16 protein-coding genes and 1 other annotated feature are annotated in these 15,512 nt (G+C 40.0%); of the genes, 13 read left to right on the top strand and 3 right to left on the bottom strand.

What is annotated here, in order from left to right:
• Positions 1–16 precede the first annotated feature (16 nt).
• On the top strand, positions 17–841 hold the full coding sequence (locus tag KQI83_RS15910) for an RsiV family protein (protein ID WP_216560057.1): 825 nt from the start codon (positions 17–19) through the stop codon (positions 839–841).
• A complete protein-coding gene (locus KQI83_RS15905; RefSeq protein ID WP_216560055.1) occupies positions 823–1,302 on the top strand; it encodes an NUDIX hydrolase in 480 nt (159 codons plus the stop codon). The genes KQI83_RS15910 and KQI83_RS15905 overlap by 19 nt, the downstream gene beginning before the upstream one ends.
• Here the strand turns inward: KQI83_RS15905 and KQI83_RS15900 are convergent.
• Positions 1,299–1,799 (bottom strand): DNA-deoxyinosine glycosylase, encoded by a 501-nt coding sequence (locus KQI83_RS15900; protein ID WP_216560053.1) that lies wholly within the window; start codon positions 1,797–1,799, stop codon positions 1,299–1,301. The two genes, KQI83_RS15905 and KQI83_RS15900, sit on opposite strands and share 4 nt — an antisense overlap.
• 119 nt (positions 1,800–1,918) lie before the next feature.
• Here KQI83_RS15900 and KQI83_RS15895 point away from each other — a divergent pair, with 119 nt between their 5' ends.
• From KQI83_RS15895 to KQI83_RS15875, 5 genes are all read left to right on the top strand, one after another.
• Entirely contained in the window at positions 1,919–2,158 is a 240-nt protein-coding gene (locus tag KQI83_RS15895) for a purine biosynthesis protein PurH (RefSeq protein WP_216560051.1), read from the top strand.
• 111 nt (positions 2,159–2,269) lie between these two features.
• Positions 2,270–2,863: a hypothetical protein gene (locus tag KQI83_RS15890; RefSeq protein ID WP_216560049.1), complete on the top strand. Its 594-nt coding sequence runs from the start codon at positions 2,270–2,272 to the stop codon at positions 2,861–2,863.
• Positions 2,826–3,629, top strand: a complete 804-nt coding sequence (locus KQI83_RS15885; RefSeq protein WP_216560047.1) for an exonuclease domain-containing protein — start codon at positions 2,826–2,828, stop codon at positions 3,627–3,629. Before KQI83_RS15890 ends, KQI83_RS15885 begins: the two co-directional genes overlap by 38 nt.
• Before the next feature lie 59 nt (positions 3,630–3,688).
• Positions 3,689–4,048 (top strand): YccF domain-containing protein, encoded by a 360-nt coding sequence (locus tag KQI83_RS15880; RefSeq protein ID WP_216560045.1) that lies wholly within the window; start codon positions 3,689–3,691, stop codon positions 4,046–4,048.
• A 43-nt stretch (positions 4,049–4,091) separates the two neighbouring features.
• Entirely contained in the window at positions 4,092–4,616 is a 525-nt protein-coding gene (locus tag KQI83_RS15875; protein ID WP_216560043.1) for a nitroreductase, read from the top strand.
• Positions 4,617–4,723: 107 nt separating this feature from the next.
• On the opposite strand, the gene KQI83_RS15870 is transcribed toward KQI83_RS15875, so the two are convergent.
• A complete protein-coding gene (locus tag KQI83_RS15870; protein WP_216560041.1) occupies positions 4,724–5,914 on the bottom strand; it encodes a M23 family metallopeptidase in 1,191 nt (396 codons plus the stop codon).
• Between the two features lie 130 nt (positions 5,915–6,044).
• Between KQI83_RS15870 and KQI83_RS15865 the strand changes: the two genes are divergently transcribed.
• The 4 genes from KQI83_RS15865 to guaA all read left to right on the top strand — a co-directional run bounded on the left by KQI83_RS15865 (position 6,045) and on the right by guaA (position 12,835).
• Positions 6,045–8,231, top strand: a complete 2,187-nt coding sequence (locus KQI83_RS15865; RefSeq protein WP_216560039.1) for a DNA topoisomerase III — start codon at positions 6,045–6,047, stop codon at positions 8,229–8,231.
• A 113-nt stretch (positions 8,232–8,344) separates the two neighbouring features.
• The gene (gene spoIIID / locus KQI83_RS15860; protein WP_216560037.1) at positions 8,345–8,599 is read left to right on the top strand and encodes a sporulation transcriptional regulator SpoIIID; all 255 of its coding nucleotides are present in this window, start codon (positions 8,345–8,347) and stop codon (positions 8,597–8,599) included.
• A 130-nt stretch (positions 8,600–8,729) separates the two neighbouring features.
• Positions 8,730–8,965: a binding site (T-box leader), on the top strand.
• A gap of 134 nt (positions 8,966–9,099) precedes the next feature.
• On the top strand, positions 9,100–11,100 hold the full coding sequence (locus KQI83_RS15855) for a 2-isopropylmalate synthase (RefSeq protein WP_216560035.1): 2,001 nt from the start codon (positions 9,100–9,102) through the stop codon (positions 11,098–11,100).
• Positions 11,101–11,293: 193 nt separating this feature from the next.
• Positions 11,294–12,835, top strand: a complete 1,542-nt coding sequence (guaA, locus tag KQI83_RS15850) for a glutamine-hydrolyzing GMP synthase (protein ID WP_216560032.1) — start codon at positions 11,294–11,296, stop codon at positions 12,833–12,835.
• Positions 12,836–13,059: 224 nt separating this feature from the next.
• On the opposite strand, the gene KQI83_RS15845 is transcribed toward guaA, so the two are convergent.
• Positions 13,060–13,608: a helix-turn-helix domain-containing protein gene (locus KQI83_RS15845; RefSeq protein WP_022292935.1), complete on the bottom strand. Its 549-nt coding sequence runs from the start codon at positions 13,606–13,608 to the stop codon at positions 13,060–13,062.
• Between the two features lie 397 nt (positions 13,609–14,005).
• Between KQI83_RS15845 and KQI83_RS15840 the strand changes: the two genes are divergently transcribed.
• Both KQI83_RS15840 and KQI83_RS15835 read left to right on the top strand, forming a co-directional pair.
• Entirely contained in the window at positions 14,006–14,191 is a 186-nt protein-coding gene (locus KQI83_RS15840) for an AlpA family phage regulatory protein (RefSeq protein WP_015560978.1), read from the top strand.
• A gap of 93 nt (positions 14,192–14,284) precedes the next feature.
• The gene (locus KQI83_RS15835; RefSeq protein WP_075680665.1) at positions 14,285–15,481 is read left to right on the top strand and encodes a site-specific integrase; all 1,197 of its coding nucleotides are present in this window, start codon (positions 14,285–14,287) and stop codon (positions 15,479–15,481) included.
• Positions 15,482–15,512 lie beyond the last annotated feature (31 nt).

Raw genomic sequence — 15,512 nt, 5'->3', positions numbered from 1 at the left:
AAAAGGGGATTTGGAAATGAAGCAGAGAATGATGGCCCTTCTTTTAGTAATTTGTCTTTTATGTACTGCTTGTGCAGGAACAGATAAAAAGAACACAGAAACAGAGACACCACAAGGACAGGACGAAGAACAACAAGAGGGACAAGCAGGGGCAGTACCGGAGATTTCCTATACGGATTATTCTCAGAAATGTGTAGATGAAGATACAGGTACCGTGGTATTAAAAATAGAAGAAAATTGTCCGGTGGTTACATTGCCGGGAAATGAAGATGCGCAAAATTTCATGAACCGTGCCTTTGAACAGCAACATACCAAAAATGAAATAAAACAGGAAAGTTGCTTTAGCAAGGCAGACGATGCCTTTTCCGGTTTGACAGAAGAAGAACAAGGGCAATGGAGCAATTATCGTTATAGTTATATGTATGAAACAATGTATGCTTCAAAGAATATACTTAGCCTAAAAGCTTCTCAAGTAGAAGAAATGGGAGAAGAACAGCCCTATCAGGATGTGGTAGCATATACCTTTTATGTACCGGAAGGAAAATTGCTTACCTTGTCAGATGTATTTTCAGATGAAAAGGCAGTAAGAGAAATTGCAGCACAGTATATACAGGAAAAAGTCAATTCTCCGGAATATGCAAAATATTTATTGGAGGATTACGAGAGTTATGTTTACGATATATTGACCGAAGATGATTTTTACTTTAATGAGCAGGGAATGGTAATTATCTGTAACCCCAATCTGCTAACAGAGTATGTAGCCGGTGTAATAGAGATTACGGTTCCGTATGAGGCATTAAAAGATGTAATGGATGAAAAAATATGGAAAGAATACCAATAACAACATTATGTTATGTGGAGAAAGACGGAAAGTATCTGATGCTCCACAGAGTGAAAAAGAAAGTAGATGTAAATAAGGATAAATGGATAGGCATCGGAGGACACTTTGAACAGGGAGAAAGTCCGGAGGAATGTTTGTTGCGCGAGGCAAAGGAAGAAACAGGGCTAACTCTTACAAGGTGGCGTTTCCGGGGAATCGTAACCTTTCTGGCAGAAGGATGGGAAACGGAATATATGTGTCTGTATACCGCAGATGGAGTTGAGGGAACCTTGCAAGAATGTGAAGAAGGAACCTTGGAGTGGGTGCCCAAGGAAGAACTTGCTTCATTGAACTTGTGGGAAGGTGATAAGATTTTCTTAAGGCTTTTGGCAGAGGAACATCCATTTTTCTCATTGAAATTACAGTACAAGGGAGACACACTTTTAGAAGCAGTGCTGGATGGAATACCAATGGAGCTTTAGAGATAAGGCAGGAGTGCATCTTCCCAACAGGTAGTGAGTTTCTCTAAGGACCAGGCAGCATTGGCAGGGCTGGTAGAAGGAAGTTTTTCAATAGGACGATTGGTCTTTGCAAAAGTGTATTTGTTATAAAGTTCACAAGCTTTGGCTCCGTTGCCAAAGATAACATCAATGTTAGCGTTTTTAAGTAAAAATTCAATGTCGGATGGCACAACATTGCGAATGCTACTGTCAGAAGAACCAATGATTTCACAGCTTTTAATCACATCCCAGATGGCAATGTGATGGGTAAGGAGCAGTTCTTTTTTCTCGGAAACGGAAGAAGGAACTGCTTCATGTGTAATATGCGCTAAAACCTTCCAAAAGCGGTTCTGGGGATGTCCGTAGTAGAAGTGTTGTTCCCGTGACTTGACAGAAGGGAGCGTACCTAAGATGAGAATCTTAGAGTCTTTGTTGAAAACAGGGTCAAATTCGTGTGTGATTTGTTGATAATCAGCCATGATAACTCCTTTATATGTTAAAATCTACTCTTCATTGAGTATACCACAATTCTAAAAAACAAGTAGAGTATTTTCAAAAAAGAGTGTACAATAGGAAAGAATGAAAGTGAGGAAATGAGATGGAAGAATTTTTAATAAAAAATACAACAAGACAGCAACGGGAACAGATTGTAAAGGATTCCCTTGGATATTGTGACTTAGGATGTGACGAAGGTGGCGGAGCTTACGGTTATGATATGTATCAGCCTTATATTGATGGAGAAAAAGAGCTTTCAGAAATCACACAGGAATTTCGGGCATCTTATATGAAGGATATGGAACGAGAAGAACGTGGTGGCTGTGGATATGGAAGATTTTAGCATATTCGCTTAATGAATGACCTTCAACAGACGATATATTTTATATCATAGAAAATGAAATGAGCTGTAAGTGATATGGCTTAGAATATATCGGGGAATGGAGGAAACAAGATGAACATTCAGGCATCACAGATTATGAAAAATGTATTTGGTAAAGGTGAAAAAGATAAGATAAGTAGTATTTTTGACAAATTGTCAGGAACAGTAAATCCTGCAACAGATACACAATCACAGAGTGATAGTTTTAATATAGAATCGGTAATGTTGGGATATTTAGATCCAACAGAAGGGTTAAGTGAGGAAGAAAAGCAGGCATATGAGGCAAAAATTATGCAAAAACTGCGTTCCGGAAAAAAACTTACTTCCGAAGAAATGAATTACCTTCGTGTAAAAAATCCGCAATTATATGCCCAGGCAGCGAGAGTGCAGGCAATGCGGGAAAATCTGAAAAAGCAGTTGGAAAATTGTCGCTCTAAAGAAGAAGTGGAAAAAGTATATGGGAATAGTGTTTCTATGGTAGGTAAGGATGATCCTATGAAAGAGGCAATCGTGGCAGCTTATGATGATGTTATGAAAGAGTTTAAGAAGACAGATAAATATCAGGCGTTGCCACAAAAGGAGGAAGATGCCGATGAGAAAGCGGTTAAGAGTGAGAAAGGAATCATAGATGGCAATTGTAAGAAACAAGGGAAGAAGACGGATTGAGTATGTGAAAGATTATGTTGTGTTTGATATTGAAACAACAGGTTTTCGTCCCGGACTGGATGAGATTATAGAAATATCGGCAGTAAAAGTAAAAGACAATCAGGTGGTAGAGGATTATTCCACTCTGGTGAGACCCTCTATTCGGATTCCTGCATCTGCAACCAGAGTCAATGGAATTACCAATCAGATGGTAAGCGATGCACCGGAAATCAAAGAAGCAATGGCAGGTTTTATAGAGTTTATAGGTGATGAAATATTAGTAGGACATAATATTCACAGCTTTGATACGAATTTTATCTATGATGCAGCCATGGAGGCATTTCAAGAGGGCATTTATAACGATTACATAGATACACTGTATATGGCAAAAAGTTGTCTCCCGCAATTAAGTCATCATAAGCTGGGAGATATTTCAGAGTATTTCGGTATCAGTACCGAAGGCGCGCACCGGGCACTGAATGACTGTATCATGAATCAAAAGTGCTATGAGAAAATGGGACCGTTATTAGAAGGTCAGGTGCAACAGCCGCTTATAAAAACCCCAAGACGAAAAAAGGAGTCTGCGAGAAGCACAGAGGGCAGACAACAATTGAAAGAGAAAAAGATAGAATCAAAAGGAACAGACTTGTCAGCAGAACAGTTGTGGGCAGTATTGGAGAATTCCTGTCCGGAATGTGGCGGAAAGTTGTCAAAGCGCAAAGGTCGATACGGTGAATTTTTTGGATGCGAGAACTATCCGATGTGTCGGTATACCAGAAAAGGATAGCATGAATAGGAAAGCGAATAGAAAAAGCGAATAATAAAAAGACAGGGAGATGATAGAATATGGGCTGTTTAGGTAACGTATTATGGTTTATTTTCGGAGGTGCGGTTAGTGGACTGAGCTGGTGCCTTGCAGGATGCCTTTGGTGTATTACAATCGTGGGTATACCGGTGGGGGTGCAGTGTTTTAAAATTGCAGGTTTAACATTTTTCCCATTTGGAAAAGAAGTAGAATACGGTGGAGGAGTAGGTTCATTGCTGCTAAATATTATTTGGCTGATTGTATCCGGCTTCGTATTAGCAGTGGAGCATTTGTTTTGGGGAATCGTACTTTGTATAACTATAGTGGGAATACCATTTGGATTGCAGCAGTTTAAATTAGCAAAGCTGGCATTGATGCCTTTCGGAGCAGAAGTGCGGTAGAAATAATATCATATTTTATTGGCAGAAATCAGGAGGAAGAAAAATGAGTGAAGTAATGCAGAACATGATAACAAGAAGAAGTATTCGAAGTTATAAACCGGATATGGTACCCGAAGAGGTTATCAATCGAATTGTAGAAGCAGGAACTTATGCCGCAACCGGAATGGGAAAGCAGTCTCCAATCATCATTGCAGTAACAAACAAGGAGTTACGAGATAAGTTGTCTAAAAAGAATGCAGAGATTATGGGACATCCAGATATGGACCCATTTTATGGTGCACCGGTGGTATTGATTGTACTTGCTAACAAGGAAAGACCAACCTATCTGTATGATGGAAGTCTTGTAATGGGTAACTTGATGTTGGCAGCACATGACGAAGGACTTGGAAGCTGTTGGATTCATCGTGCAAAGGAAGAATTTGAAAGTCCATTTGGAAAAGAAATTTTAAAGTCACTTGGTATTGAAGGAGATTACGAAGGAATCGGACATTGTGTCATCGGTTATACCAATGGAGAAGAACCAAAGGCAGCACCAAGAAAAGAAAATTATGTTTATTACATAAAATAAAAAAGGGTAGAGAGATAATTAGAAAGTGAAAAAATCAAACTGGTTGGAGAAGTATGAAAATGAGGTGAAGAGAATTTTTTAAAGGTTGAAAATGGGAGAAGGTACAGTTAGTTTTTGTGTGCCTTCTTCCATTCTTTTACAGCAGGATCTCTCATTTCGGTGATTCTATGCCACTCTTTTGTTTTCTCATCTTTTACCGTCTCACTTTGATTCTGGTACAAGAAACGTGTTAGTTCGTAACAGCTAACCCAGATTTCATTATTCCCCTCTTTTTGAGATTCATCAAAGATAAGCTGTAATCCGAAGTGGAGGTGGGGAATATCAATATTATTTACATTTTCTTTCGTGCTGTATCCGGTATGTCCGAGATATCCGATGACATCTCCGGCAGTCACAACGCTACCTTCTGTCAGAGATTTGCAATAAGGAAAATTCTGACGTAAGTGAGCATAATAGTAATAGCGTTTTCTGTCAAAACTGCGGATACCCAGTCTCCAGCCCCCGTACTGATTCCAGCCGATGGCTTCCACATAGCCTGATTCCACGGCAATAATAGGTGTTCCGGTCTGACCCACCATGTCATGTCCCAGATGCTGCCTCTTATAGCCATAGGAGCGGGAAACGCCAAAGTCATCATAGTCAGAGTAAGGAAAGTTTTTGGCAAGTGGAAGGAATCCTTTCAAGCCATATTTCTTTTTCCATACAATGTGGGAATCTTTTTTCGCGGAAATTTTCTTTTTTGCAGCAGTAGCCTTGGAAGAAACAGCATCATCCTCAGAAACTGTATTATCAGAAGGAGTTTCTGAGGTGTCCGGAACTTCATATTCCCCTACCAATCCACCTAATACTGCGTCATATGCTTCATAGTAGTACGAATAGTATTTTAAATCTTTGGTAAGTGATTCTAAAGTAGTTTCTTTTGCAAGCAATTTCTTTGCAATAAAAGATATATCACCAGAACGATAGTGGCTAAAGTCTCCACCATTTTTGCACGCCTGGTAGGCAAGGAGAGAAATCCAGTCCAAGTGTGTTTCCTGACCGTAAGTAGTTACATCATATTCATAAGCATCTTGCATCGCTTCTTTTGTCACTTTAAAATCTACCCATTTAATGTAATCCTTGTTTTCTGAATTAGAAGAAATATTTTCCTCTTCCGAAATTAATCGATACACTTCATTAGAAGACGTAGATAAAATATCAGAAGCATCCTTTGTGTGGTGCCCTGTATATGCTCCAAAAAGCAGGATAAATAAAAAGAGTTCTATTAAAATAAGTTGTTGCATTTTGGATAATTTCATAAAAAGCCTCGTACATGGAATCTGTTTATTTTATGAAAAAGTAAGAAAATATATGAAAAAAAGTAGTAAGTCTCAAGTGGGAATGCTACAATAAGAAGTAAAACAGCAGGAAAATGAAAGAGGATTTGATATGAAATCATTAGTAATCGCAGAAAAGCCCAGCGTAGGGCGTGATATAGCAAGAGTACTCCAGTGTAAACAGGGAGGAAATGGATTTTTAGAGGGAAAAGATTATGTAGTAACCTGGGCACTGGGACATCTTATCGAGTTGTCAGACCCGGAAAGCTATGGCAATCAGTGGAAGGAATGGAAGTTAGAGACACTTCCTATGTTGCCGGAAAAGTTAGAGATACAGGTAATTAAGAAAACAGGTCGCCAGTACCAGACCGTAAAGGCACAGATGTATCGAAAAGATATCGGAGAGATTATTATCGCTACGGATGCAGGAAGAGAAGGAGAACTGGTAGCACGTTGGATTATCCAAAAAGCAGGTGTGAAAAAGCCTATGAAGCGGCTGTGGATTTCTTCTGTTACCGATAAGGCAATCAGAGAAGGATTTGCTCATTTAAAAGATGCAAGAGATTATCAGAAGTTGTACGAAGCGGCAGTAGCAAGAGCGGAGGCAGATTGGTTAGTGGGACTAAATGCCACAAGAGCTTTAACGGTAAAACATAACGCACAACTTTCCTGTGGCAGAGTACAGACACCAACCCTTGCCATGATTGCAAAAAGAGAAGCACAGATAAAAGCATTTCAGCCAAAGGAATACTATGGAATAAAAATAAAGGGTGGAGGAGTTACCTGGAGTTGGCGTTCTAAGAAAAATAACAGCACCAGCACCTTTTCCAAAGAAGAAATAGAAAAAGTATTCCAGCAGACCAAGAATGAGACCGCGATCATAGAAGAAGTAAAGAAAAAACAGCAAAAATCCTATGCTCCACAGCTTTATGATTTGACAGCGTTGCAGCAGGACGCAAACCGCATGTATGGGTTTTCTGCGAAACAAACCTTGGACTATATGCAAAGACTATATGAGCATTATAAGGTTGTGACCTATCCAAGAACAGATTCCAGATATTTGACAGCAGATATTGTAGATACATTAAAAGAACGCATCAAGGCATGCCAAAGTGGAAATTATGCACAGATTTGTCGCCAGTTGTTGAAAACACCACTGACAGGGAATAAGTCTTTTGTAAACGACAGTAAGGTGTCAGATCATCATGCCATTATTCCCACAGAGCAAGGCATTAACATGAGCGAGTTAGAGTATGGAGAGCGAAAGATATATGAGCTTGTGGTATCCAGATTTTTAGCGGTGCTGTTGCCACCATGCATTTATCAACAGACAGAAGTTACCGCTGTTTGTGCAGGAGAACACTTTACCGTAAAGGGTAAAATCGTGGAACAACCAGGATGGCAGGAAATTAAGATGTCAGACCAGTCCGCAGAAGGGATAGAAGAAAAGGAAGAGTTTGCAGAACATATGCCAGAGTTTACCAAAGGTCAGCAGATTGTTTTTACCGAAGGGAAAATAACCACGGGAAAAACAAAACCACCGGTGCCATTTACCGAAGCAACACTTTTGGCAGCTATGGAAAATCCCATAGGCTATATGGAAAGCAATGACAAGGAGTTGAAAAAGACCTTAGGCGAAACGGGAGGTCTTGGAACAGTTGCAACCAGAGCGGATATTATAGAAAAGTTGTTTAACAGCTTTATGATTGAAAAACGAGACAAGTATATTCATCTGACTTCTAAGGGAAAACAGGTGTTAGAGCTTGCACCGGAAGGATTGACCTCACCGGAATTAACAGCAAGATGGGAACAGGAACTTGCAGATATTGCCAAAGGAAAGGCAAAAAAGAAGGACTTTGAAGCAGAGATACGAAACTATACTGTAGACATCGTAAAGGATATTACTGCATCATCTAAAACGTATCGTCACGATAATCTTACCAATAAAAAGTGCCCGGAATGTGGAAAACTTATGTTAGAAGTAAATCACAAGAACGGACGTATGCTGGTATGTCAGGATAGAGCATGTGGTTATCGAAAGACCTTATCCAGAGTCACCAATGCCCGTTGTCCACAGTGTCATAAGAAGATGGAACTGGTAGGAGAAGGGGAAAATAAACGTTTTACCTGTGTATGCGGCTATCGGGAAAAATTGTCAGCTTTTGAGAAACGAAAACAGGAAAGCGGTGGCGGAGTATCGAAAAAAGACGTGAATAAGTATATGAATAAAATGAAGAAAGAAGCCAAAGAACCGGTGAACAATGCATTTGCAGAGGCATTTGCCAAGATAAAGCTGTAGAAAAGGGGAGAATGGGGAGTATAACGATTATGAAATAAAGAAAAATAAATGTAATGTCATAAAGAAAATGAGCCTTTCATACATTATAAAAAAACAATGTATGAGGGATTCTTTTGAAAGGATACATAGAAGAGCGAGCCATCAATATCGCTAATTATATAATTGAAGAAAATGCAACTGTGCGCCAGACTGCAAAGAAGTTTGGAATCAGTAAAAGTACCGTACACAAGGACGTAACCGAGCGACTTGTCCAGATTAATCCGACCCTTGCAAAAGAGGCACGGAAGGTATTAGACGTGAATAAACAGGAACGTCATATTCGCGGCGGACTTGCTACAAAAGAAAAATACTTGCATATGCATGTATAAACTTAGCATTCAGAAGAAATGGTAAAATAGGAGCATTGACAATTCTTATAAAAAATGATAACATACATCAAGAAAACTGATTAAAATTATCACTATACAGTGCGAAAGATGTATGTTATGATAAGTTCCATGAAAAGCAAAGAAAAGGAATAGTAGCTGTAAAGAAACTTACAGAGAGCCATCGGTGGTGGAAGATGGCAGGGACAATACAGTGAACTCGCCTTGGAGCTTCTGGCTGAAAAGGTAGCATATAGTAGGCTAAGACGGATTCTCCCGTTACAGAGATGGGCATGAAAGTGCTGATAAGAGCATGGAAACATGAAGTAGAGTGGTACCGCGCAGGATGATATATCTTTCGTCTCTATTATCCCTTTTGGGATAGTAGGAACGGAAGATTTTTTTAATATCATAGGGAACACCATGTAGTATTAAAGTGCAAAAGTGCATGGCTTTCCTAGGATACGAGGAATAATAGAAAAATAAAAGTTGGAGGATAGAAAATGAAAAACTATGAAAAATATGAACGACAGTATTTTATGCCACCGGAAGTAACTTATGACTGGGTAAAAAAGGAATACATTACAAAAGCACCGATTTGGTGCAGCGTAGATTTGCGTGACGGTAATCAGGCATTGATTGAGCCAATGAGCTTAGATGAAAAATTGGAATTCTTCCAGCTTTTGGTAGATGTGGGATTTAAGGAAATCGAAGTAGGATTCCCGGCAGCATCAGATACAGAATATAACTTTATGCGAGCATTGATTGAGCGAAATATGATACCGGATGATGTAACCGTTCAGGTATTAACACAGGCAAGAGAACATATTATCAGAAAGACCTTTGAAGCAGTAAAAGGAGCACCACATGCAGTAGTTCACCTTTATAACTCCACTTCATTGGCACAGCGTGAGCAGGTATTTAAAAAGAGCAAAGAAGAGATTAAGAAAATTGCAATAGACGGCGCAGAGCTTTTGAAAAAATTAGCAGACGAAACAGAAGGAAACTTTACCTTTGAATACAGTCCGGAAAGTTTTTCTGGTACAGAAGTGGATTATGCATTGGAGGTGTGTAATGCAGTATTGGATGTATGGAAACCAACTTCGGATAAAAAAGCAATTATCAATTTGCCAACAACTGTAGAAAATGCAATGCCACACGTTTTTGCAAGTCAGGTAGAATACATGAGCAAGCACATGAAGTATCGTGAAAATGTAGTGCTTTCTCTGCATCCACATAATGACCGTGGGGTAGGTATCTGTGATGCGGAATTTGGTATTTTGGCAGGAGCAGACAGAATCGAAGGAACATTGTTTGGAAACGGAGAACGTACCGGAAACGTAGACATTGTAACACTTGGAATGAATATGTTTTCCCATGGGGTAGACCCGGAACTGGACTTCTCCAATATGTCAAAACTGGTAGAAGTATACGAGAGATGTACCAGAATGCAGGTATCTCCACGTCAGCCATACGCAGGAGAGCTGGTATTCACCGCATTTTCCGGTTCTCATCAGGATGCGATTGCCAAGGGAATGGCATGCAGAGAAAAGAATCCAAATGGAAAATGGACAGTGCCATATCTGCCAATCGATCCAAAGGATGTAGGACGTACTTATGATTCTGACGTAATTCGTATCAATAGCCAGTCCGGAAAGGGCGGCGTTGCCTATATTTTGAAACAGAACTACGGAATGACTATTCCGGATAAGATGCGTGAAGAAGTAGGATATACCGTAAAAGGTGTTTCTGACCGCCGCCATATGGAACTTTCACCACAACTGGTTTATCAGATATTTGAAGAACACTATGTAAATGATATGCCTTATTTCCAGATTGCAGAGTGCCATTTCAAACAGGTAGATGGAATCATGGCAGAGGCAACTATTTCACACGGCGGACAGGTGCGTACCGTAGCAGGAAACGGAAATGGACGTTTGGATGCAGTAAGCAATGCACTGAAACAGTATTTTAACGTAAGCTACGAATTGTCCGTGTACGAAGAACATTCCATGTCTACCGGTTCTTCCGCAAAGGCAGTAACTTATGTAGGAATCTGCTGCGATGGAAAAATGTACTGGGGCGTTGGTATTGATGAGGATATTATTAAATCCTCCATTGCAGCACTTTGCGTAGCGGTAAATAAGTTAGATGCCGTAAAGCAGTTAGAACAGTGCAGAGATGAGCGTCTCAATGAAATTATGAACTATATTCAGGAAAACTATTTAACGGTAACCTTAGAAGAATTGACAGAGCAGATGCACTTGTCTAAGCCATATCTGTCTAAGTATATTAAGGAAAAATCAGGAAAAACATTTGGGGAAATTGTAAAATCTGTGCGAATGAAAAAGGCGCGTACACTTTTGAAAAATACCAGTATGACAGTGGAAAACATTGCAGATAGCGTAGGGTATCAGAATGTAGAACACTTTAACCGCCTGTTTAAGAAAAAGTACGGAATGACACCGGTACAGTATCGAAATAGTAAGCAGGATGTGAAGTAGGGATTTTAGAAAAAATATCATTTTAAAGTTGCAAACAAGTAAAAATTATGCAGAAAGTGCCAAAAATTTGGAATTCCATACTTTCCCCTTGTAAATACAGAATTCCTCCTATATAATAGGTAAAAGATGCATAAAGTATTAATGCGAATGAATCGTGTTATTATTTTAAGAAGTTATATAGGAGGAAAAAGCCTTGAATAAAGAAACGGTAATCGTTCTTGACTTTGGTGGACAGTACAATCAGTTGATTGCACGCCGTGTGCGTGAATGTAATGTATACTGTGAAGTGAAGCCTTATACGATGAGTTTGGATGAAATCAAAGCTATCAATCCAAAGGGAATTATTTTCACCGGCGGACCAAATAGTGTTTATGATGAAACATCCCCTCATTATCAGAAGGAAATCTTTGAATTGGGTATTCCGATTCTTGGTATCTGCTATGGCTCTCAGTTAATGGCGTATACATTAGGCGGAACTGTAGAAACAGCTCCTGTCAGCGAGTACGGACATACTGAAGTAGAAGTAGATAATACAGATGTACTGTTTGAAGGTGTATCACCAAAAACAGTTTGTTGGATGAGTCATACAGACTATATCGCAAAGGCTCCGGAAGGATTTAAAGTAACGGCACATACCCCTGTTTGCCCAGTGGCAGCAATGGCATGTCCAGAACGTAAATTATATGCAACCCAATTCCATCCGGAAGTAATGCATACTGCGGAAGGAATGAAGATGCTGAGCAACTTTGTATTCAATGTATGCGGATGCAGTGGTGACTGGAAGATGGATTCTTTCGTGGAAACCACAATCCAGAGCTTGCGTGAAAAAATCGGAAATGGTAAGGTATTGTGTGCCCTGTCCGGTGGAGTGGATTCTTCTGTTGCAGCAGTATTGCTTTCTAAGGCAATCGGAAAACAGTTGACTTGTGTATTCGTAGACCACGGTCTTCTTCGTAAAAATGAAGGTGATGAAGTAGAGGCAGTATTCGGACCAAACGGTCCTTATGAACTGAACTTTATTCGCGTCAATGCACAGCAGCGTTACTATGAAAAATTAAAAGGTGTTACAGAACCGGAAGAAAAACGTAAGATTATCGGTGCCGAATTTATCCGTGTTTTTGAAGAAGAAGCAAAGAAAATCGGTGCAGTAGATTATCTGGTTCAGGGAACCATTTATCCAGACGTAATTGAGTCTGGTCTTGGTAAATCCGCTGTGATTAAGTCTCACCACAACGTAGGTGGACTTCCGGACGTAGTTGATTTCAAAGAAATCATTGAACCGCTTCGTATGCTTTTTAAAGATGAAGTAAGAAAAGCAGGATTAGAACTGGGTATTCCGGAATATCTGGTATTTCGTCAGCCATTTCCAGGTCCGGGACTTGGTATCCGTATTATCGGAGAAGTAACGGAAGAAAAAGTAAAGATTGTTCAGGATGCAGATGCGATTTACCGTGAGGAAATTGCAAAGGCAGGATTGGACAAGCAGTTAGGACAGTATTTTGCAGCTCTTACTAATATGCGTTCCGTAGGAGTTATGGGTGACTTCAGAACCTATGATTATGCAATCGCACTTAGAGCCGTAAATACATCAGACTTCATGACAGCAGAAGCAGCACAGATTCCATGGGAAGTGCTGAGTAAGGTAACAAACCGAATTGTCAATGAAGTGAAGGGGGTTAACAGAGTAATGTATGATTGCACTGGAAAGCCACCTGGAACGATAGAGTTTGAATAATTTTCAAAAGCTCGCAAAGCCTAGTAAAATGGGCATTTGCGAGCTTGTTTTTTGCCTTGTGGTACTATTTTGGTACTAAAGTGAGTTGTGCGGGAATAGAAAATTGATGGCTTGGAATGCTTGCATTCCATAGACAGCAGGTTTCTATTCATATAGGGCGAACGCCCTCCATCGAGATGCAGCGAAGCGGAATCGAGATGGTGCACAGCGGATGACATTATGTTTCACGCATGAGGCCATGTTATTTTCCACTCAAAATACTCGTTAGGAGAAATCTCTCCATTATTTAATTTCGTTTTCATTTCACACCATTCCGAAAGGAAATCATTTACCAATCCATATTCAAAAGTTAATGCGACAGGTGAGCCTGCACTGTCATAATCATCTTCATTGTAAGTTGGTCTGGCAGTCTCGGAAGGTTTTGCAGGTGTCATTGCAGTCAGATGAATCAGGTTGCCGGGAGCTGTATACTCTGGAAATCTTGTGCCTTTTCCACGTGCCGGGAGAGATGTGGCACTTTCTTCAAGCCAGAAAAGTGTTTCGATGATATCTTCAGCAGCACCAAGGCTGTAATCAGAGATTGCCTTGTAATTGCAGTGCAATGCATCAGCAAGCTTTAGAATCATATCTTCACCGGGAATGCGGGCACCGGTTTCATACTGGGATATACGGACCGACATATTTTTGCCTTCAAATCCAAGTGCACCGCCCAGCTCGTCCATTGTCATTTTACGGAATACCCGTATTTTCTTTATTCTTTCACCAATTGTCATAGTGTAGTTACCTCCGTTTATCTGTCCCTGATGGACTGTTAAAGACAGTATAACACGGAAAAAATGAAAATGGAAGTTTTTCTATACGAAAGCATTAGAAAAACTACTTGACAATTCAATACCGCACGGTATAGAATAATACCAATTCAATTATCTATACGGTATGGTATTGAAAAAAACAACTGAATGAGCGGTATCAGAAATCTAACAGGCATTTGCCAGGACATTCATAGGAATCGAGCGAATGTAGACACTCCCCCAAGCGGACCGAGTACCTCGAGCAGGAGCGGGCGGTATTACAGGAGATCATCTCAGGTAAGGAGGCTGGTTGTGACATCAGCAGAACTGGTATGGAGAAACGCCAAAACAAATTTTAATGGAAAGGTGGTGAAAGGGCATGAACGAAAAGTTTTTAGAAGTAGGAGATGTGATGCAGATTCTTGGAATTTCAAGATCCGCAGCATACAAGCTTATGAGACAGATCAACAGTGAACTTGAAAAGAAGGGTTACATTGTAATCCGTGGAAAAGTAAGCAGAAAATATTTTGAAGAACGCATTTATGGTATGAGTGATGCAGGATAAGCAACAGGTAAGAAGATTGAGACAGAGGCAGGTGCAAAAGTTATATCGGCTTAGGCATCTGCTTTTGCATATGAAAAGAAGGAGATGATGAATATGCCAGCTTATAAAGACAGTAAGACAGGCACCTGGTTCGTCAAATTCTATTGTAAGGACTGGACCGGGGAAAATAAACAGATAAAGAAGAGAGGATTTGCAACAAAAAGAGAAGCGTTGGATTATGAGCGTAATTACAAAATACGGCAGGAGAATAATCTGGATATGACATTTGGAGAGTTCTGGAAGCTGTATACAGAGGATGTGAAAAATTATGTCAAACTCAACACTTGGCTTACAAAAGAACACATTGTGGATACAAAGATACTTCCATATTTTAAGAATCTTAAGATGAATGAGATTACACCGGGAGATGTACGCAAGTGGCAGAATGAGATGGTTGCATTTCGTAATGAGAATGGGAAGAGTTATTCCCAGACTTACAAGAAGACAATGCACAACATCTTAAGTGCGATATTTAACCATGCGTGCAGGTTTTATAATCTGAAATCAAATCCGGCAAGACAGGCCGGAAATATGGGCAGGGAAGAAAAGAAGGAAATGCTTTTCTGGACAACTGAAGAATATAAGAAGTTTTCCGAAGCGGTGATTGACAAGCCGGTTTCATTTTATGCATTTGAAATGCTGTACTGGACGGGAATGAGATTAGGTGAGCTGCTTGCTCTTACGATGGAAGATTTTGATTTTGAAAAGAACACAGTCAGAATAAATAAATCGTATCAGCGACTGCAGGGGCAGGATGTTATTACAACACCGAAAACACCTAAGAGCAACAGAACAATCAAGCTGCCAAAATTCCTTGCGGAAGAAATGCAGGAATATTTTGCAATGTTATATGACCAAAAACCAACAGACAGGATTTTTCTGGTAACAAAGAGCTTCCTTCATCATGAGATGGAGCGTGGCTGCAGATTATCCGGTGTGAAGAAAATCAGAATCCATGATCTAAGGCATTCGCACATTTCACATCTGATTGACCTTGGGTTCTCCGCAGTTGCAATAGCTGACAGGGTAGGTCATGAGAGCATTGATATCACATATCGTTATTCGCATCTGTTTCCATCAAAGCAGGTGGCAATGGCGGACAGACTTGATGCTGTCAATGCGAGCTTTGAGGATTGTGAAGAACAGGATGATGATGTAGAAATCATGCAGACAGAGGAAACAGCACCTATGATTGATATGGATGCGGCTGCGGAAAAGATTATAAGTATTGATAAGTACAAGGCAGTCTGATAATGGCGATGCGAAACATTATGAATCATGC

Source organism: Roseburia sp. MSJ-14 (assembly GCF_018918225.1).
Taxonomy (GTDB): Bacteria; Bacillota; Clostridia; order Lachnospirales; family Lachnospiraceae; genus Petralouisia.
Note: the sequence above shows the minus strand (reverse complement) of the source record. Positions and strands in the feature narration are given on the sequence as shown.